Annotated in this window: 20 protein-coding genes; 4 read left to right on the top strand and 16 right to left on the bottom strand. The window is 44.8% G+C overall.

The window, feature by feature from the left end; translation table 11 throughout:
* The first annotated feature begins 38 nt into the window (after window positions 1-38).
* Entirely contained in the window at window positions 39-3137 is a 3099-nt protein-coding gene (locus DYADSP32_RS15275; protein WP_149241927.1) for an AAA family ATPase, read from the top strand.
* 79 nt (window positions 3138-3216) lie between these two features.
* On the opposite strand, the gene DYADSP32_RS15270 is transcribed toward DYADSP32_RS15275, so the two are convergent.
* From DYADSP32_RS15270 to DYADSP32_RS15205, 14 genes are all read right to left on the bottom strand, one after another.
* Entirely contained in the window at window positions 3217-3546 is a 330-nt protein-coding gene (locus DYADSP32_RS15270) for a DUF6787 family protein (protein WP_149241928.1), read from the bottom strand.
* A 130-nt stretch (window positions 3547-3676) separates the two neighbouring features.
* The gene (locus DYADSP32_RS15265) at window positions 3677-4312 is read right to left on the bottom strand and encodes an SCO family protein (RefSeq protein ID WP_149241929.1); all 636 of its coding nucleotides are present in this window, start codon (window positions 4310-4312) and stop codon (window positions 3677-3679) included.
* A complete protein-coding gene (locus DYADSP32_RS15260; RefSeq protein ID WP_149241930.1) occupies window positions 4309-4806 on the bottom strand; it encodes a hypothetical protein in 498 nt (165 codons plus the stop codon). Before DYADSP32_RS15260 ends, DYADSP32_RS15265 begins: the two co-directional genes overlap by 4 nt.
* Window positions 4807-4893: 87 nt before the next feature.
* A complete protein-coding gene (locus tag DYADSP32_RS15255; RefSeq protein ID WP_149241931.1) occupies window positions 4894-5244 on the bottom strand; it encodes a c-type cytochrome in 351 nt (116 codons plus the stop codon).
* A gap of 9 nt (window positions 5245-5253) precedes the next feature.
* Window positions 5254-5442, bottom strand: coding sequence for a hypothetical protein (locus DYADSP32_RS15250; protein WP_149241932.1), 189 nt, complete (start codon window positions 5440-5442; stop codon window positions 5254-5256).
* On the bottom strand, window positions 5439-6485 hold the full coding sequence (locus DYADSP32_RS15245) for a cytochrome c peroxidase (protein WP_149241933.1): 1047 nt from the start codon (window positions 6483-6485) through the stop codon (window positions 5439-5441). Before DYADSP32_RS15245 ends, DYADSP32_RS15250 begins: the two co-directional genes overlap by 4 nt.
* A gap of 4 nt (window positions 6486-6489) precedes the next feature.
* Window positions 6490-7284 carry an MbnP family protein gene (locus tag DYADSP32_RS15240; protein ID WP_149241934.1) on the bottom strand — a complete coding sequence of 265 codons (795 nt, stop codon included), beginning with the start codon at window positions 7282-7284 and terminating at the stop codon, window positions 6490-6492.
* Window positions 7285-7430: 146 nt separating this feature from the next.
* Window positions 7431-7805 carry a hypothetical protein gene (locus tag DYADSP32_RS15235; protein ID WP_149241935.1) on the bottom strand — a complete coding sequence of 125 codons (375 nt, stop codon included), beginning with the start codon at window positions 7803-7805 and terminating at the stop codon, window positions 7431-7433.
* 18 nt (window positions 7806-7823) lie between these two features.
* Entirely contained in the window at window positions 7824-8732 is a 909-nt protein-coding gene (locus DYADSP32_RS15230; protein WP_149241936.1) for a hypothetical protein, read from the bottom strand.
* 18 nt (window positions 8733-8750) lie between these two features.
* Entirely contained in the window at window positions 8751-9866 is a 1116-nt protein-coding gene (locus DYADSP32_RS15225) for a cytochrome c peroxidase (protein ID WP_149241937.1), read from the bottom strand.
* A 14-nt stretch (window positions 9867-9880) separates the two neighbouring features.
* Entirely contained in the window at window positions 9881-10708 is an 828-nt protein-coding gene (locus DYADSP32_RS15220; protein WP_149241938.1) for an MbnP family protein, read from the bottom strand.
* 109 nt (window positions 10709-10817) lie between these two features.
* The gene (locus DYADSP32_RS15215) at window positions 10818-11213 is read right to left on the bottom strand and encodes a hypothetical protein (protein WP_414617801.1); all 396 of its coding nucleotides are present in this window, start codon (window positions 11211-11213) and stop codon (window positions 10818-10820) included.
* A 145-nt stretch (window positions 11214-11358) separates the two neighbouring features.
* Complete coding sequence (locus DYADSP32_RS15210; RefSeq protein WP_149241939.1) at window positions 11359-11958, bottom strand: hypothetical protein; 600 nt, start codon at window positions 11956-11958, stop codon at window positions 11359-11361.
* Window positions 11955-12476 (bottom strand): hypothetical protein, encoded by a 522-nt coding sequence (locus DYADSP32_RS15205; protein WP_414617800.1) that lies wholly within the window; start codon window positions 12474-12476, stop codon window positions 11955-11957. Before DYADSP32_RS15205 ends, DYADSP32_RS15210 begins: the two co-directional genes overlap by 4 nt.
* Window positions 12477-12623: 147 nt before the next feature.
* On the opposite strand from DYADSP32_RS15205, the gene DYADSP32_RS15200 reads away from it, so the two are divergent.
* From DYADSP32_RS15200 to DYADSP32_RS15190, 3 genes are all read left to right on the top strand, one after another.
* A complete protein-coding gene (locus tag DYADSP32_RS15200) occupies window positions 12624-13229 on the top strand; it encodes a Uma2 family endonuclease (RefSeq protein WP_149241941.1) in 606 nt (201 codons plus the stop codon).
* Window positions 13230-13350: 121 nt separating this feature from the next.
* Window positions 13351-14031: a MotA/TolQ/ExbB proton channel family protein gene (locus tag DYADSP32_RS15195; protein ID WP_149241942.1), complete on the top strand. Its 681-nt coding sequence runs from the start codon at window positions 13351-13353 to the stop codon at window positions 14029-14031.
* Between the two features lie 48 nt (window positions 14032-14079).
* Window positions 14080-14472, top strand: coding sequence for an ExbD/TolR family protein (locus tag DYADSP32_RS15190; protein WP_149241943.1), 393 nt, complete (start codon window positions 14080-14082; stop codon window positions 14470-14472).
* Window positions 14473-14679: 207 nt separating this feature from the next.
* On the opposite strand, the gene DYADSP32_RS15185 is transcribed toward DYADSP32_RS15190, so the two are convergent.
* Window positions 14680-15711, bottom strand: coding sequence for a Gfo/Idh/MocA family protein (locus DYADSP32_RS15185; RefSeq protein WP_149241944.1), 1032 nt, complete (start codon window positions 15709-15711; stop codon window positions 14680-14682).
* A gap of 155 nt (window positions 15712-15866) precedes the next feature.
* The gene (locus tag DYADSP32_RS15180) at window positions 15867-17753 is read right to left on the bottom strand and encodes a TonB family protein (protein ID WP_149241945.1); all 1887 of its coding nucleotides are present in this window, start codon (window positions 17751-17753) and stop codon (window positions 15867-15869) included.
* Window positions 17754-17756 lie beyond the last annotated feature (3 nt).

Genomic DNA, 17756 nt, shown 5'->3' with positions numbered 1-17756 from the left:
TGGGTATGCTGCCAGATTAACGCCGACTTTCATCAAAAATGATCCCTAAGTACCTTAAAATAAAAGGCCTGTATTCTTATCAGAAGGAGCAGGAAATTCGATTTGATGCCCTGACGGATGCGTCACTATTTGGAATTTTCGGTGCCGTAGGAAGTGGGAAATCCTCCATTCTTGAAGCCATTACTTTTGCGTTGTATGGGGATACCGAACGTCTGAACCGTTCGGGAGATGACCGCACCTACAACATGATGAACCTCCGATCGGATGAGCTGCTGATCGATTTTGAATGCTTAGCCGGCAAAACGGGGGACCTGTACCGGTTCACCGTACGAGGGAAGCGCAACAGCAAAAATTTCAAGGAAGTAAAGACATTCGAAAGGCGCGGATATGTTCGCCGGGATGATTCCTGGATCCCACTGGAAGATCATCAGACCACCGAAAGCATTATTGGCCTGAGTTATGATAATTTCAGAAGAACAATCATCATTCCGCAGGGCCGGTTTCAGGAGTTTATTGAGCTGAAAGACGCTGAAAGAACCCGTATGATGAAAGAACTTTTCCAACTGGAAAAGTATGATCTGAGCCGGAATGTGGGTTCACTAAGTAAGCAGAACGATCTGGAACTATCCAACACAGAAGGACAACTTCTTGGACTTGGTGAAGTAACGTCTGAAATGATAGCTTCGGAAGAGTCAAGACGTGATCTTATAAGACAACGGATCAAAGAAAGCCAGGAAAAATTGCTTGTGTTGACAGAGCAGGAAGGGCAACTTTTGAAATTAAAGCTAACATTTGACAAGCTTGCCGTACTGGTGACTCAGTTGAACTTGCTGGAATCCAGACAAGCAGATATCACCAAAAGGGAGGAGCTATTAAGCGTATTTGAAATATGTGCTATTCATTTTAAGGCATTTTTAGATCAAAAAAAATCGCTTTTGATTGCTATCCATAGGGATCGCGAGGTTTTGGAAAAAAATCTCCTGAGAATCGCTGAACTAGGATCTGTTTTTGACAAACAAAAGGAAATAATCACTGGAATACAACCACGCTACGAAAATCGGGAAGCATTGCTCGCCCTGGCCGATGAGCTGGAAAAGGTTATTTCTATCAAAGACAACGTACAATTGTCGGAAAGAAATAAGGCTGCACTGCTTCGGGGAGAAGAAAAATTGTTAGAAAAAGATAAGGCTATTCAAATACTGAAGGAACAACGAGCAATCAGTGAAGCAGGGAACGAGTCGAAAAAAATATTGCTTTCGGATGTAACAGAGCTAAGCCAGGTAAAATCCTGGTTTGCTACTTTAGAAGAAATTCAGGTAAACAAGAACCTGGTTTACAGCGAAGGTATCAATCTGAAAAAGGAGATCGAGCTGCGTAAGACCGAGCTCACCGAGAAAATCCGGAGTGCCGGGGATTTGTTCGGGTTTCAAATTCGGCAGGAACCGACCCTGGAAAGCATCCATGCCGAAGTGGAGAAATACCTGGCAGGTAACGAGGCGCAACGCCAGGAGCTTTCGCAACAGACGATCCAGATCGGAACGCGCAGGGAGCTTCAACGATTTGCAAGCAATCTTGAACAAGGCTTGCCATGTCCGCTGTGTGGGTCGGAGCACCACCCGGCGGTGCTTCATACGGATATCAATCTGAGCGAAGAAATTCAGGTAAACGAAGCGAAGCAAAAAACGCTCTTTCAGCAGGCCGAATCTGTCAGGCTGTTTCAGTCCCGGGTGCAAAGGGATTTTGATCATGTCGAAAGTTTGGAGAAACAGATAAAAACTTTCAGGATTAGATACAAAGAGTCCACAGACAGGCTGGAAGCACATCATCAGCTATTTGTATGGAGTAAGTTTGATAAAAACGATCGCGCAGGGTTTGATCAGTATTTTTCAGAATCTGTTCAGCTTCAGAAGGAGATCAGAGAAGCCGAGCTTGGGATAAAAAAACTTGCAGAAAATATTGATTTTCAGGTCTCAGAAAGAGATGAAAAAATAGCCAAACCGCTGCAAGCACTCAAGGATGAAATCTTAAGAATTGATAGTACGATTTCAACTTTGACGGAGCAACTCGAAAAAGTCAGGCTGGCGGACTACGACGGTCTTGAGAAACCAGCCGTTGCAGCGAAAATCCTTGGTCTGAAGGCAGAGTACAACGAAATAACTGCCGTTTTTGAAAAAGCCTCCAAAGAGATGGATGCGCTGGAAAAGGAGACGGACACTTTGACCGGAAGCCAGTCTGTGCTGGTGACTACATTAGAACGGAACAGGAATGATCTCACTGTAATACAGAATGAGATCGACGAGCAATTGGTTCTATACAAGTTTGATTCGGAGGAGTTGGTGACCAGTATCCTTCAGAAACCCATCACAATCGCTACTGAGAAAAAGGTAATTGAAGAATTTAAGGTTGCTTTAAACAATACCCAAAGGGATCTCGAAAATCTTCGGGAGGAAAGTGCCGGTCAGGTTTATGATCCTGCAACACATCAGGCGGTAAGCAGTGCAAAAGAGGCGATGACGGCTTCCCTCAACGAAGAACGTAAGGAGGAGGGGAGACTCGAGGGGTTACTCAAAAAGATGGCCGGCGATCTGGCACGAAAGGCCAGTTTGTTAACAGAAAAGGCCCGGCTTCAATTGCGCAAAGAACATCTGGATGATCTGGCCAAACTGTTCCGATCGAGCGGTTTTGTGGATTATGCTTCCAGCATTTACCTCCAGAACCTGATTCAGGCAGCCAACCACCGTTTTCATCAGATGACCCATCAGCAACTGCATCTGGAGCTGGGTGAGGGGAACAGTTTTTGGGTACGTGACCTGCTCAACGGTGGTCACCTGCGTTTGTTGAAAACCTTGTCGGGGGGGCAGAAATTTCAGGCGGCCTTGTCGCTGGCACTTGCCCTGGCCGATCATATTCATGTGAGGAACCAGTCGGTCCATAACTTTTTCTTTCTGGATGAAGGCTTTGGTTCCCTTGATAAAAATGCCCTGCAAACCGTTTTTGAGACATTAAAATCATTAAGAAAAGAGAATCGTATCGTGGGGATTATCAGCCATGTGGAAGATCTGCAGCAGGAAATACAGACTTATCTCAGGATAGAGGAAAGTGAGGAGGGTAGTAAGATCATTGCCAGCTGGGCGTAATCCGGCGTTGGGTCTTGAAACCAAAAATGACGAAGAGCATCGGGCTTTCGTCATTTTTTATATCTGAACAAGGTGTTTTCTATTTCTTAAACTTAGCCGCAATCCAGCGGAACATTTTCTTTTCTTTTTCCCAGAAAAATGAAAACTGTCCTAAAAGAAATCCGTAGATCAGCAGGAGGCTTTGGTAAGTTGGGAAAATAAAGAGGATGTACGTAATGGTTTTGAGCCACATCGGCGTAGCATCGTCATAGCCGAGCAGGTAAAAAAGGCCTTTTCTTAGCCAGACTACCGATGAGCCTGCCAAGCTGAAAACCGCCAATACCAGAAGAACCTGCCTGGTTGTATCCAATCCCCATTTTGCCTGCATTTTTCCCAACCAGGGCTGCGCATTCTTTTCCTGTTCCTGCATATTGTCTGTTTTTTACACAAAGAAACAACTCAAAAGTCAATTTTCCTTGATTTTAATGAATGTTTAATAGTGACACTGGTCAGTGCGAAGATGTTGTTTTTGTTATATAAATGCCGCAGCGCGGGTTGATCTACTCCTTCAACAACACTTTAATATCCTCAATCAACAGCTGGGTGCCCTCTTCCGTAGTCCCATCGTACATACCGCGGATGTGTTTGTTTTTATCAATTAACACAAAATGACCGCTGTGAATATATCCCCCTGCTTCGGTCGAATCTTCACGCGCACTCACCATGTAATGTTTTTCTCCAATCTCATAAATCTTGTTCCGGTCGCCTGTCACAAATTGCCACATAGTTCCCTTCACACCCAGATCATCAGCATATTTTTTCAACACGGCTACCGTATCATGTTCCGGATCAATGGTATGCGACAATATCCCTACTTCGGGATTGGTTTGGTACAGATTATACACCTTCAGCAAGTTTTTTTTCATCGGTGGACAAATGGTGGGGCAGGTGGTAAAGAAAAAGTCTGCCACATATATTTTCCCTTCAAATGACCTGCCGGTGACTGTTTCGCCGTTTTGGTTTTGGAAAGAGAATTCCGGAATGGTCGGGTAAATCGTTTCTTCGACCTTTTTCCCATCCACCATTTTCCTGACGACATCCGGTTCGCCAATATACGGGAGTTTTTTATCCTGGCAGCCAGTCAACAGCGCTGTGAGGATCATTAGAGCAATTATCTGGCTTTTGATACAGGTCATTTTTTCTCGATTAGGGAACGGGCATCATTTATACTTTTAACCATAAGTCCCCGGACTATTTCAATTTTCTGCTTCTGATCCGCAAGATAGGCCTTTGCCTGTTCTTCGCCCAGTTTATCAAGCGTGTCTGCTTTGTATTGGTGCATCCAGTTCATCATTTCCTTGTCGGCCTTATCCAACTGAATATGCGCAGCGAATGCCTTCTCTTTCCGTTTTTTTAATTCATTATTCGATTTTACAGCCAGCAGGCTGTCGGTTGCTTTCAGTTCCAATGTGAGCTTTTGCTTCAAGTCCATGATCACACTCATCGAAGGCATGATGCTGTCGTGAATAGCCATGACTTCCTTTACAAGCGGATCTCCGGTTTCGTGTGCCTCATGGCCGCCGTGTGCATGAGGCGTGGTGGTTGTATCGGTATCCGAGGTCTCTTTTTGTGTTGAATTGCATCCGGCTAATAAAACTAAAACCAGAATATTGGAGATAATTATTTTCATTGTCTTCATGAATTAGGATAAAAAATGAATTAAGAAAAAAACATAGGGTCAAAGGCGCCCTATGTTTTAAGTACTATCAAAACAAGTTTAGATTTTCTGTTTCTTGCTGGAAGCAAGAGAGTTGATCCACCCGGCTATTTTAAGGGCATCGTCCTTTGGAACGTGCTTCATGGGCGCCATAGGTGGAAATCCGGGCCAGTTAGCAGGCTTCGGCGTATAAATGAGCTCCACAATCTGGGCATCTGTATATTTTTTTTTGGCTACTTCTGCGTAGGCCGGTCCGATTACTTTTGCATCTGCTTTGTGACACGCCAGACATGCATACTGGGTGAGCAATTTTTCCACATCCGCAGGAATGGCCGTCGGCTTTTTATCCTGGGCCATCGTGGATATAGAAACCAGCAGTAAGCCAGCGATCAATAAAGGTATTTTTTTCATAATAAACGGTTAATGAATACGGGTAACTAAATCAATTAAAATCAGCAGCAGCGACACATGCACAACGATTAGCATTACAGGACTGAATCGACCTGATTGGGTTGCAGGAAGGGTTACGCCTGTATGATCCAGCAAAAGGGCCAGTTCTTCTTCTGTGAGCATGCTGCGTTTACCCAAACAGCTGTGACGCCATTTCATGGTTTTTTAAATTTGGGATCCACGATAAACGTCTGATCGGTCAAGGTTTTCAAAAAGGAAACAATGGCGGCCTTCTTCTCCGAATTCAGTTTTAGTCCGCCTGCCGGAAGACGCGGATCGAGGGTTCCCGAGTTTTTGATACCGCTCGAATAATGCTCAACCACCTCTTCCAGTGAACCAAGCCGCCCGTCGTGCATGTATGGGGCTGTGAGTGCTACATTACGAAGCGTGGGCGTTCTGAACTTCCCCAGGTCGTCCAGGTCATAGCTGATCCTGTATCGGCCCAGAAATACGCCCTCATGGTCGGTATTGGAGAAGTCGGCATCAAGGCCATTGTTATGATAGTCGTTGTCGGTAAAGAGTTCACCACTGTGGCATCCCTGGCATTTCTGTTTTACGAGCTCCAATCCTTTTAATTCGACCGGCGACATGGTTCCGCCTGATTTGTTCAATTTGAATTTATCATATCTGGAGTCTGCCGAAATGAGTGTCCGTTGAAATTGGGCCATCGCCTTGGCTATATTCTGCGAAGATATTTCTCCATCGAAAGCCGCTCGGAAACGCGTGACATATTCAGGAACCGCATTGAGTTCATCCATGAGTTCAAACAGGTTCTGGGCCATTTCGTCATGGGCTGTGAGCGGGCCAAAGACCTGTGATTCCAGGTTGGTAGAACCGCCATCCCAGAATAATCCATTATTAGCCCATGCCATGTTGATCAAAGCGGGGGAATGCCTCTTCAATGCCGTTCCGGCTACACCTGCCTTGCTCAATGCCACACCGTCACTAAAAGCCAGTGACTGTGCATGGCAACTTGCGCAGGAAACCTTGTTGTTGGCCGACAATCGGACGTCATAGAATAACATTCTGCCAAGATCTATCCCGACCCGGGTCATGGGATTCTGGGTGTCGAACACAGGCTCTGGGAAATGATCCGGCACAGGCAGTGTATATGCCTGTGGTTCCGGATCAATTTCACCTTTGTTACAGCCTACGAGCGCGATGGTCAGCAGGATAAAAAATACGGCTTTTTGCCATTTCATATTCTTACTTAACCGTTGTGCCGAAAGCAATCGCCTTGGTTGCGTAGTTGGCCGCTACTGTGGACATAAGCGGTGCGCTCATGGCATTGATGGTAGGATTTTTGATAAGGTCAATGCCTTCAAAAACCTTGGTGACATCCACATTCAAAACCACTTCTTTGGTAGAGGCGAAATTGGCCGGTGATGCCAGGTCGATCGTTAAGGTTTTATAATTGGCGTTCAAGCCGGTCTCGGTCGTAAATGTTTTTGTTTCAGCACCTTCTTTAACCGTACCACCCACTGAAGAAAATATATAGCTGGAGTGCCACATCCAGGCAATGTTGCTCATGCCGTTGGCAATGGTAAGCTCACCTGCACCCAGGCTGAGGTTGTCGTTGTATTTGGAATCCACTCCGATGGAGAATTTAACGCTCTTGTAGTCTCCGGCAGGGATGTCTTTCAGGTCGATGGTTTCTCTTTTACGAGCTGGGTACGTGGTTTTGTTATCGTTTAAAGTTCCTGTGAGATCAAGCTCTCCAACCTCTTCAATCAGGTAGTAGGAGTTTGGCACCTTATATTCCACCCCTTTGGAATCGATAAATGAAATGTTGCTCACCCAATAACGAAGCTTTTTGAAATTGTAGGTCTTGGTTCCGACGGTGAAGTCTTTGTTCAAGGCGAAATCGGCAGTACCTACTTTCGAATCGAAAGTAAGCTTGGCCTGAGAGGTAGTTTCAGGGGCTACTGTTTCCACAGCGTTATTGTCGGAGCATGAAGTAAAAAGGGCTGCTGCAAGAGCTAAAATGAAAAAGCGTTTCATAATAAATATGTTGGATTAAAATGGATATCGGTTAAATGAAAACTGGTCAGAACAAGATTGCTTAGATCTGCCGGCATGGCATGCCCCGGAAGCAAAATTGCTCCAAGCTGAGAAATTGAAAATGGGAATTTGTAAAAAAAAAGGCGCTACCGGGGCGGGCGTAACAGGCCGGAGACTGGGGAATTGTAAATACAGATCAAATAGCCAAAAACAGGTTTGACTTTTTGTATAAAACAGTTGGGTAAAAACAGAAAGTGAGAAACTGTTAGGCAGAATAGGTGCACGATGGGTGCATTGGCAACCCGCTCGGTGGTCTCTTTATCTTGTTTTTCCTGCTGCTGTTTAAGTTTTTTAGCGAGGTAACACTTGCCATTGCAGTTAAGCTTTGGCCGATCCCGGTTTTCGCAGAGCACCTTGGCAATATAGGTTCGGTTGACATGGAAATACGCCACCGTTCCCCACGGACTAATCGTGGGTAGCATAATTGCAAAAAGCAGCAAGGATGCTATAAATGAACGCATGTGGCGTCTTGTATTATTTTAAAATAAAAATCCTAATTGAACCAAAACTCGTTCTTTCGTTACGACATGTCCGGAGGCGCTTTTTTGAACCAGCGGTTTTTGCGCATTGACCCCCAGTGTCCACCTATTGGTAAACAGGGTAACACCGGCTGCCGCATTAAGCAGTTTGCCACCGGTCAGATCCAGGACCATACCATGGTCTGTACCGTGTTCGGCATTTTCGGCGTATACACCCACGCTGGGCATTAAAGAAGCTTTTCCAATTCGAAAAGATCTGTACAGGTCTACAGTTCCAAAAAGTTGATTTCCAAATTTATATCCCTGCGAGTTGGTGGTATTGAACTTACGGGAAACGTTTGTAGCCAATCCCCAATCTCCTTTGTTGATCGTATAAAAGGCATTCAGAATGAAATCGGTGCTGCCTGTTCCGAGCTGGAAATTGGCATTGGCGACTTGTAATGGATCATCCACGTTAAACTTGAACTTGCCCAGTGGCAGCTTGATGCCGCCGCCAACTAACAATGTATGGGTGAACGCTCCGGAGTGTTCTTTGTCCATCAGTGTGTTGAGGACGTTGTAATTGGCCAGAATGGTGGCATCTCCCAGTCCGTTCTGCTTTTTAACATCCGCAGAGGTAATCTGCTGATCGGTCCGATAGGGCAAAAACGCCATCACCTGTACTCTTTTGATGGGGAAAAATCGTGCATACAATTCAGCAACATTGAAATTCTCCTCAGTACGAAGCACCTTGCTGTCCGGATGCGTAATGAAGTTTAACCTTTGGTATCTGACCCCGATCAGTGATTTATTGGATTGCGGTAATAGTCCGAAATAAGCGCCACTGTTGGCACAGCCACATATATCACAGGCTTTTGCCGTGAAAATGGTCAGTGAAAACAGGAAACAAAATATATAGGTCAATTTCATAATCTCATCTTATAAGGTTTAAAACGCTGTTCCCACGCCAGGATCAGACAAGCGTGCATCCTTGATAAACTGTTCGTCATTGAGTGTTTTCAGGAAGGCAATGATGGATTGCTTTTCGGATTTGGAGAGCGCAATTCCTGTTTTTCCGTTTTCCTGAATCAGCAGTGGATCCAGCGTTACGGATTTTTGCACACTGTCGGCATAGTGATCCAAAACTTCTTCCATTGTATGATATCGACCGTCGTGCATATATGGAGCGGTTAAACCCACGTTACGTAACGATGGCACTTTGAACTTGTAATTATCTAGTGCATTCCCAGTAATGGCTCCACGGCCGGTATCGTTATTTCTCATAGGCATCAGACCATTGTTGCGGAAACTATGGTTGGTGAATAATTCGCCTTCGTGGCATGAGCTGCAATTCTTTTGAAATAATACCATACCCTCCTTTTCCTGGGCGTTCAGTGCATTGGCATCGCCGCCTTTGAAATAATCGTATTTGGAATTTGCCGAAACCATGGTCATCATAAACTGCGACAATGCCTTCATAAGCCGCTCACTATTGATCTCATTGGTTCCAAATGCTGCATTAAACATCTTCGGGTAATCAACCGGTATTTTGGAAGAGGCGTTTGGCGTTTGACGTAGTTTATCCAGTACGACTGCTACTTTCAGGTCCATTTCGACCGGGTTTTCAATGGGGTTAAATGGGACTAAATCCATGTCGTGGACACCTCCGTCCCAAAAGAAAGAGGTGTTCCACGCCATGTTCTGGATAGCAGGGGAGTTCCTTACGCCCAACAGGTCATCCACACCATGGCTGAGTTCGTGACCATGATGCGTGAAAGCAGCCTGTTGCTGATGACATGTGCCACAGCCGATCTTATTGGTTCGGGACAAAATGCCATCATAGAATAGAAAGCGACCCAATTCGATCCCTTCCGCAGTAAGCGGATTTCGGGAAAGATCATAAACCGGATCGGGGAATTGGGCTGGTTTTTTCCATGCAACGGGTGTGGGACCTGTTGGTTCAGGATCCGGTTGTTTGGAATCCCGGTCACAGGAGATCATCGCCATTGTGCCAAATGACAATAGGAACATGAGTAAACCAGTTCTGATGATTGGAAATTTCATTTACCGACGTGCATTTAATGAATATGATCCAGCGTGAACATTTTGGCATAGTTGTTGGCTATGTCCTGTGATCGTTCGGGTTGCCCTCCCATGATGCTGTTATACTTTTCAATGCTGATATTAGCCCCGGGCCCGTCGAAGACCTTCTGTACGTCCACTAGTAAATGTATTTCAGGCATGGCAGTTTCTGTCACAGTTGCCTTTATGGACCCGAACCCTACGTTGACTACCCTCGTATTGTTCACGGTTCGGTCCTTATACCCACCAAACAGTCCAATATGGTAATAGAATTTATTGTTGACCGGGTTGCCTTTGGGCGACGTTCCTTCCAATTTAAGAAAAATGTATCCCGAATTCCATGACCAATACATGCCATCTTCCAGCATAGATCCGCCTGGATCCAAAACTCCTTTTCTTTTTTCGATCGGTGCGGTGTTTCGCAGGCTATCTATGCCCACCATAAATTCAACGGCTTTATAATCTCCTGAGGGAACATTGTTTAATGTTACAAACTGGGTCGCCTTTGTATCTTCCTTAATAAGAAAATAACTCGAATCCTGTGGAACCGTAAAAACGGTTCCGTCTGCTTTTGTCAATTTGATATTCGAAATAAAGTAGTTGAATTTGGTCACAATGAAATCCTCTTTGGTCGCATTGAGATAGCTCACGCTGTTTAAAACCAGGTTTTTGTCGCCAACGACGTTATCGAACTCAATCCTTAATTTCCCTTCTGTCACAGGTACCGGCTCTGAATTGTCGGTGGAATCCGAACAGGAAATCAATGCAAACAGGCAGAATGCTGCTGGCACAAGGGTAGCAACTCTTGAAAAAATATTTTTCATGATGAAATAAAATTATGACTAACCTATAAACGTAGGTTAATTGCAAATTTGATATAAAATGTAGAATTGGATGCTCCTGATTAAGAGCATCCGGAAATGCGGTAACGTATTAGGCGAGAGGCGGATGGAAAATGTCGTCGACCATGCAGGATACCGGGAAACGAGATTTGTAGTCAAATAAAAGCTGTAAGGAAATATTGATGGCTGGTGCTTTTACAGAGAAGTAATTGTGCTGATGCCAATCCATTACCTGGTATATCAGGTTTGCCATGTAATCTTGTTCTGCCTGGCGTTCCTCTTGTTTTTTTGTTTCCGCTATTCGCTTGGCGAGGTAACATTTACCGTTACAATTCAGCATGGGGCGGTTGCGGTTCTCACAAAGATTGGCCACAATGTAATCCCGGCGAATCTCAAAGTCCAGATACAACAAAGGAATCACACACGCTTTCAAAAGCATGAGGCCAAGCAGACCGAGTGATATCAATTGTTTAGCAGAACTTCTCACAATAGTTACAACGAATTGGGCAATCAAAAGCGTATTTCTCCGCAAAGGTATAAAGGGAATCAATACGATTGACAGCGGAGTTCAGTTTTATCGAAGCTGGTAAAAAAAATGTGCGGTGATCCCTCCGACAGATACAAGACCCCTCTCAATTTTTGCAGACAGGCCCAAGCCAGGATAGTAAGGGATCAATTTTTCCATTAAACAATACGGTACTTGCCTGGCCGGACACGCGCATAAACGATTTTTTGCCCGTGGTGAAATCATAGGCGAGGTAGCCGTGTATGCCCAGGGCAATACTCTGATCTGCAAATTTTCCTTGATAATCTCCGAAGGTGGGTCCCTTAAATTCATAGGTGCCTTTAAGAAAGTTCATGGAAATGACAGGCCCCACGCCGATACTCAACGGGATTAGCTTATGCCTTGTTTCGAAGCCAGTTTTGAAATACAATCCCTGAAAGTGTTGCCGATTGATGAAGTTGAGCGTGTTCTTGTTGGTAGAACCCGAAACAAATCCAAAGGAAAACATAAGGCTTTTTCTTGAAGATTTTCCTTGAATTTGTACCGAAGGCTCCACGACGACGGTCATTTGGGTAAAGTACTTTTCATTGATGATAAATGAAGGTAAACTTTTAAAAATATCAACACCCAGAGCAACAGACCGCGCGGGTTTTGGCACGCTGTCCAACTGCCCGAATGCGTAGTTACTACATAGAAAGACCGTGAGGAGGTGTGCAATTATTTTCATAAGTAGGCGTGGATTCGTATACCACCATGATATGGATTCAAGAACTCACCTTTGCCAATATAGGAGGTTGCAGAAACACTGAGATTCGAAAATGTAGACAGTCCTCTGGCACTTTTTACGTCCGCTACAAATCCGCAGCCGTCTTCATAGTAGAAGTCTCGTACGTAAAATATGGCCATCGTGTCAGTTCTGTTTTCGAACTCGAAGATGTAAGTAGTTTGATCAGAATTGAGCGAAATGGGCAGCTTCAGCATCCAGTAATCCTTTAAAGTGCTGTCGGACTGCTCTTTCAATTTTTCATCGTTCAGTACTCCCAAAGCAGTTATTTTTTTCAGGCGATTGGGTGTGCCACTTATACTAACATCAACGGTAAGTTCCTTTTGTGGCCCACATTCCTGACACCCATTGAGAAGGGGCAGGATCAAAAGTAGGGATAGTAAAAAATGTTTCATCGGGAGAGCGTAAGATATTGGGAAAGATACCAAATCTGATTCAATGGTTGGAAGAGATTTTTCCATTTTTCAAATCTAATTAACGGAAATACCGGCCGGTACAGAGTAGGGTCGCGAATAGTCATGTTTGGAATGCAAAATGTGTTGAGGTTGAATTATCAAGGCTGTAATTAACTACGCTTTTACTATTTTTGTTAAAACAAGATAAGGGTTATGACAGCAGTTGCACAGACCATATATACCGAAGCGGATTATCTGCTGATGGAAGCTAAGGCAGGCTACAAAAGCGAATACTTCCGGGGCGAAATCTTTATGATGGCCGGGGGCACACCGAACCACAACCGCATTAAGGAAAATTTGTCTGGTGAGATATATACGACTCTGAAAAACAAAAAATCCTGCAGAAGCTACTCAAGCGACCAGCGGATTCATATTCCTGAAAACACCCTTTATACTTATCCGGATGTGGTGGTTGTGTGCGGGCCTAACCAGTATTCGGCCAGGGATCATAACACCATCACCAATCCTACCATTATCGTTGAGGTGATTTCTCGGAGTTCAGGTGCTTATGACCGGGGCGACAAATTTCGTTTGTACCGTGATATCAGTAGCTTACAGGAATATGTAATCGTTAATTCACTGAATGTTGGCGTTGAGATTTACCGACGTACCGAGGATAATCACTGGCTGCTAGCAGAGGACGCTTACAAGTTGTCCGATTCTGTCACGATCCAGTCCATAGAAGCAACGCTACTGTTATCGGATTTATATGCGGGCACGGAAGATGTGAAAGAAGGGTGGATTACACCGGAAGAGTAATTTTCCTATCTTTGCGGCTTAAACAATAAGCCGTCCTTTACTCCGTTTAAGATCAAATATTGTTTTTGAATGCATTTGACCTCTTTATCATTCGCTTAACCATTCACTTTTCATCTTTTATATGATGCTTCTACAAGCACTTGCTGACTCTACCATGGCTGCACCTGTCGCAGATCAGGGACTTTCTGTTATTGACCTTCTTGCAAAAGGAGGCTGGGTAATGCTCCCGCTTGGATTGCTTTTTCTGGGAACACTTTTCCTGATTATTGAACGATTTCTGGGCATTGGTGCCAATGGTAAAATAGAGCCACAGTTTGTAGATAACGTAAAGGATTTCATCCAGCAGGGAAATCTAAAGTCCGCCGAATCATCCTGCCGGAATCAGCGTAACGCAGCAGGTCGGATTTTTGAGCGTGCGATTGGCCGTATAGGCTACCCCATCAAGGACATTGAAACTACTATTGAAAACGCCAGCCAGATCGAAATCCAACGTATGGAAGGTAATTTGCCTTATCTGGGGGTCATTGCCGGTATCGCGCCCATGCTTGGGTTTGTGGGTACCATTTCCGGTATCATCCGTATTTTCTACGATATATCCATTTCCAATGATTTTAATATCAGCACCATTGCTGGTGGTATGTATGAAAAAATGATCACGTCCGGATCCGGTCTGATCATCGGTCTGATTGCCTATGCAGGCTACCACATGCTGAACATGAAAATTGACCGCTTTGCACTGAGGTTACAAATGGCTGCTTCGGATTTTATAGACGTGTTGCAGAAGCCGGTGTCGTCCAAATAATTTACAGGGCAAGCACTCATTTATCATTCATTCATTGAAAATTGTATTATGAAAATACGTCGTAAGGCCCGGTTTGCGCCGGAAGTGTTTACACACTCGCTCAACGATATTATGTTTTTCCTCCTGCTGTTCTTTTTGATCATTTCTACGATGTCCAATCCGAACGTGATCAAACTGATGCTTCCGAAAGCATCGGCCACACAGCAGATGTATAAGAAACAGATTACGCTATCTATTGACGATAAAAAGGTTTATTACATCGACAAAACCCCCATACCCTTTGAGCAGCTTGAAACGGAATTGAAAACCATTTTTGAAGGGGTGGAAGAGCGTACAATCGTATTGCGGGTAGATAAAAATCTGGCTGTTCAGGATCTGGTCGATGTGCTGGAACTGGGTGCCAAGCAGGATATTAAAATGGTGATGGCTACGGCGAAATAAACGGGGCAGGAGGCTTGGGGAAAAGGGAGGAAGGACGAGGGTAAATGCGAATATAATTTTAAGGCGCCTTGCGATTTTGTTTGCAGGGCGCTTTTTATTTTTAGTAAATTTTGAGTCCCGTTAGGGCACATACACTTAGGTGGTCTTAGGTAGCTCAGGTGGTTTGAAAACTTGTTGTCCCTTAACGAAAGTAGTTTTCCGTTTTTATTACGAAATGGAATCAGCGCTTTGATAAATGGCTTCAACGATCTCCTGTAAAACAGCGCCCTGTTCAGCCGTACATATATTGGCTGATTTTCCTTCACAGGCGTCCAGAAAAGCATTTGTATTGTCGAACTGAGGATTGTTTTCGGGCAAATGCGGAAAGTTGATGTTGGCGAGTTCGCCTGCTACTTCTGTATAGAGCTCAAAAGGATTGAGGCTTGCGCCGGCGCTCGTTCCGAACACCTCCAGATTGATATTTTCGGCCTCTTTCCGGTTGAGAGCAAAAGAGCTAGAAAGCATGATGCTCGCATTGTTGGCAAAAGACAGGTAAGCAAAACATGCATCTTCTACGTCGAATTTGGCGCCATCCCAAGCTCCTTTCAAACCTTTTCCTCCCTTTTTTCCGATATGGTCGTAAACATTTCCGGTTACCTTTATTGGACGGGGGTAATCCATAAGATCCAATGCAAGATCGAGTATGTGAACGCCAAGGTCAATCAGCGCACCGCCACCTTGAATCGTTTTGTTGGTAAAATTCCCCCAGCCCGGAATACCACGGCGCCTCAGGTAATTGGCTTTGATGTGGTAAATTTCACCGAGCGTTCCGTCCGCCAAACATTTCTTTAAAAGTGTAAATTGGGGTGTCTGCCTTCTTTGAAAATTATAGGCCAGTATCCTCCCTTTTTTATTGGCCAAATCTGCCATTTCTCTTGCTTCCCGCGCATTCATAGCAGGCGGCTTTTCGCAAAATACGTGACAGCCATTTTCCAAAGCCTGTATTGTAAATGGATAATGCAAGTTATTGGCTGTGCAGTTGATGATGATATCGGGTTTATCGTCTTCTATGAAAAGTTGAGAGAAGTCGTCTAATGCCTGAGGGATGCCATGTCTATCAGCCAGTGCACGTGCTTTTGCCAGGTCACGGCTGCATATCGCTGTTAAGCGCACACGGTCAGAGGAATTTTTTAACGCAGGAATGTGGTTTTGTTCTGCAATGTGACCACCACCTACGATGGCTGCTTTGAAAATGGGCATGTTATTTGAAACCGTGATAGACAATAAAGGCGAAACTTATTCTTTTGATACGAGAAAAGCAAAAAGCCCGGGATGCATGTCTCGGGTCTTTCTAACTAAATATCCTCAAAGGACGCTACTTTACTCGGGCCATTGAGACCATGCTCCCAGCTTGGTCACTTTTTTTTCGTTTTCACCAGAATTACGCCTTCCTTCCCTTCGTCACCAGAAGCAGCAGCCAGGGCAGTTTCGCCTTTTAAGACGGTGATGGATTCGATATTTTCTGGCTTCAAAAGGTTGAGGCCATCTTTCCCTCGTTCTTTTTGCTTCACCCCATCGATAAATATCAAGGGGGACGACTCTCCAAAAGTAAAATTGGTTCCTTTCAGATTTATGATGCTTGGCATGATCGGGTTCTCGAAGAAGCCCTGTTTAATATTTGAAGCATAGCTTGCTTTTAAACGTAAATCGGATTTGGAGGGAGAAGATGATTTCCCAAGGCCGTCCTCACTTTTGAGCGAAAACATAATCGGCAGATTGTACTTCACATTTACAGGTGCGCCGTCCTGCGTGCCGGGCTCCCAGTTGGGGAATGCAGATACCACTCGCACAGCCTCTGCATCGCACCCGAACCCAATGCCTTTCAATATCATAACATCTTGTATATCACCTTTGGCGGTTACTACAAAGGACAGGAATACTTTCCCAGTCACATTGGCCTGGGCTGCTGCTTCCGGGTAACGAATATTGTCTGCCAAAAACTGATACATCGCTTCCACACCACCAGGAAACTGCGGTTGTTTTTCGACGACCGTATAAATTTTCCCTTCACCAGGTAGTTCGAGGGTTTGAATCTTCACCTCGTCCACGCGTGCTGGTGGTTCAACTTCTTCCTTCTCCTGTGTGGTTCCTATGTCTTCGTTGCTACTGGGTGAAAGCGAAATGACGTGGCTGGAAATACCATTCAGTGGTCTAAGTTGCGTTCTGAATCCTATGAAGCCAATAATCAGCCTGCTGTGAGAGGGTGCCTTGATTGTAAACTTGCCGTCGCGATCAGTCGTTGTGCCGCGCGCCAACCCCTCAACTATAATACTTGCGCCAGGAATAGCCATTTTATCGGTTGCATTGGTTATCCAGCCTTCGACAGTGATGGTTTTGGTAGAATCCGTTTCCCTGGCTGGTAAGGCAGAGCTGGTTTCTGTCAGATTATTTTTGATTTTTTCACAGCCGGCAATGAGTAAAGCCACAGCCCCTATAAACCCGAAAGTAAGGAGGTAAGACGATCGTAGCCATTTCGGAGACCGGTTTTTGTAGATCATTTCTATCCGGCTTTTCAACTGGGACGGTTTGAAAAAATGGTTGGTAAGCGCAGCAATGGGCGCATTGAGTGCATACGAAACCAGGAAACTTGCATAATGTTCCCGATTTGGTGCTGCTTCGTCGGCCAGGTATTCATGTACTTCCTGTAACGAATTTTTATACCAGTTCAGGATCGGGTTGAACCAGAAGATACTCCTTAAAATTTCAACAAAAAGTATGTCAAAACTATGCCCCTGCGAGGTATGGACCATCTCGTGTCGTAAGATGGCGTCGAAATGATTCTCGTAGTCGTTTCTGTTGACCACAATCCATTTCAGAAATGAAAATGATCCAATATCGTTAGAGTTGATCAATACCACTTTACAATCTTCCAGCTCCACCAGTTCCCCGTCACGGATAAACCCATGAAGCTGGCGAAAGTTGCCAAACATGGTGTAGAATCGGTGTAGCACAACAAGCAAATAGAATAACATGAAGGCATTGATCCAGGTGAAGACAGACTCCTGTTCAGGTTGGACGTAATCAACTGAAAACGCTGCTGCGCTTACCTCATACATCACCGGTATGTCCGGCGCGGATTCGGGATAGATAACGAATGGCAGTGCGAATGAAACCAGCAAGGCGCCAACCAGATAAAGCCGGTTCCACACAAAGAAGGTTTGCTGGCGCAGAAACAGCTGGTAGCAGGCATAGAACAATACCCAGTACAAACTCACTTTTCCTATGTATAAGAGTGTTTCCATGGC

Origin of the sequence: Dyadobacter sp. 32 (assembly GCF_902506755.1) — a bacterium.
In the GTDB taxonomy this organism is placed as follows: domain Bacteria; phylum Bacteroidota; class Bacteroidia; order Cytophagales; family Spirosomataceae; genus Dyadobacter.
This window is presented reverse-complemented; position numbering and strand designations above follow the sequence as displayed.

Coding starts and splice junctions, on each gene's coding strand:
- DYADSP32_RS15275 (WP_149241927.1), top strand. CDS start 39: ATGATCCCTAAGTACCTTAAAATAAAAGGCCTGTATTCTTATCAGAAG.
- DYADSP32_RS15270 (WP_149241928.1), bottom strand. CDS start 3,546: ATGCAGGAACAGGAAAAGAATGCGCAGCCCTGGTTGGGAAAAATGCAG.
- DYADSP32_RS15265 (WP_149241929.1), bottom strand. CDS start 4,312: ATGACCTGTATCAAAAGCCAGATAATTGCTCTAATGATCCTCACAGCG.
- DYADSP32_RS15260 (WP_149241930.1), bottom strand. CDS start 4,806: ATGAAAATAATTATCTCCAATATTCTGGTTTTAGTTTTATTAGCCGGA.
- DYADSP32_RS15255 (WP_149241931.1), bottom strand. CDS start 5,244: ATGAAAAAAATACCTTTATTGATCGCTGGCTTACTGCTGGTTTCTATA.
- DYADSP32_RS15250 (WP_149241932.1), bottom strand. CDS start 5,442: ATGAAATGGCGTCACAGCTGTTTGGGTAAACGCAGCATGCTCACAGAA.
- DYADSP32_RS15245 (WP_149241933.1), bottom strand. CDS start 6,485: ATGAAATGGCAAAAAGCCGTATTTTTTATCCTGCTGACCATCGCGCTC.
- DYADSP32_RS15240 (WP_149241934.1), bottom strand. CDS start 7,284: ATGAAACGCTTTTTCATTTTAGCTCTTGCAGCAGCCCTTTTTACTTCA.
- DYADSP32_RS15235 (WP_149241935.1), bottom strand. CDS start 7,805: ATGCGTTCATTTATAGCATCCTTGCTGCTTTTTGCAATTATGCTACCC.
- DYADSP32_RS15230 (WP_149241936.1), bottom strand. CDS start 8,732: ATGAAATTGACCTATATATTTTGTTTCCTGTTTTCACTGACCATTTTC.
- DYADSP32_RS15225 (WP_149241937.1), bottom strand. CDS start 9,866: ATGAAATTTCCAATCATCAGAACTGGTTTACTCATGTTCCTATTGTCA.
- DYADSP32_RS15220 (WP_149241938.1), bottom strand. CDS start 10,708: ATGAAAAATATTTTTTCAAGAGTTGCTACCCTTGTGCCAGCAGCATTC.
- DYADSP32_RS15210 (WP_149241939.1), bottom strand. CDS start 11,958: ATGAAAATAATTGCACACCTCCTCACGGTCTTTCTATGTAGTAACTAC.
- DYADSP32_RS15205 (WP_414617800.1), bottom strand. CDS start 12,476: ATGGAAAAATCTCTTCCAACCATTGAATCAGATTTGGTATCTTTCCCA.
- DYADSP32_RS15200 (WP_149241941.1), top strand. CDS start 12,624: ATGACAGCAGTTGCACAGACCATATATACCGAAGCGGATTATCTGCTG.
- DYADSP32_RS15195 (WP_149241942.1), top strand. CDS start 13,351: ATGATGCTTCTACAAGCACTTGCTGACTCTACCATGGCTGCACCTGTC.
- DYADSP32_RS15190 (WP_149241943.1), top strand. CDS start 14,080: ATGAAAATACGTCGTAAGGCCCGGTTTGCGCCGGAAGTGTTTACACAC.
- DYADSP32_RS15185 (WP_149241944.1), bottom strand. CDS start 15,711: ATGCCCATTTTCAAAGCAGCCATCGTAGGTGGTGGTCACATTGCAGAA.
- DYADSP32_RS15180 (WP_149241945.1), bottom strand. CDS start 17,753: ATGGAAACACTCTTATACATAGGAAAAGTGAGTTTGTACTGGGTATTG.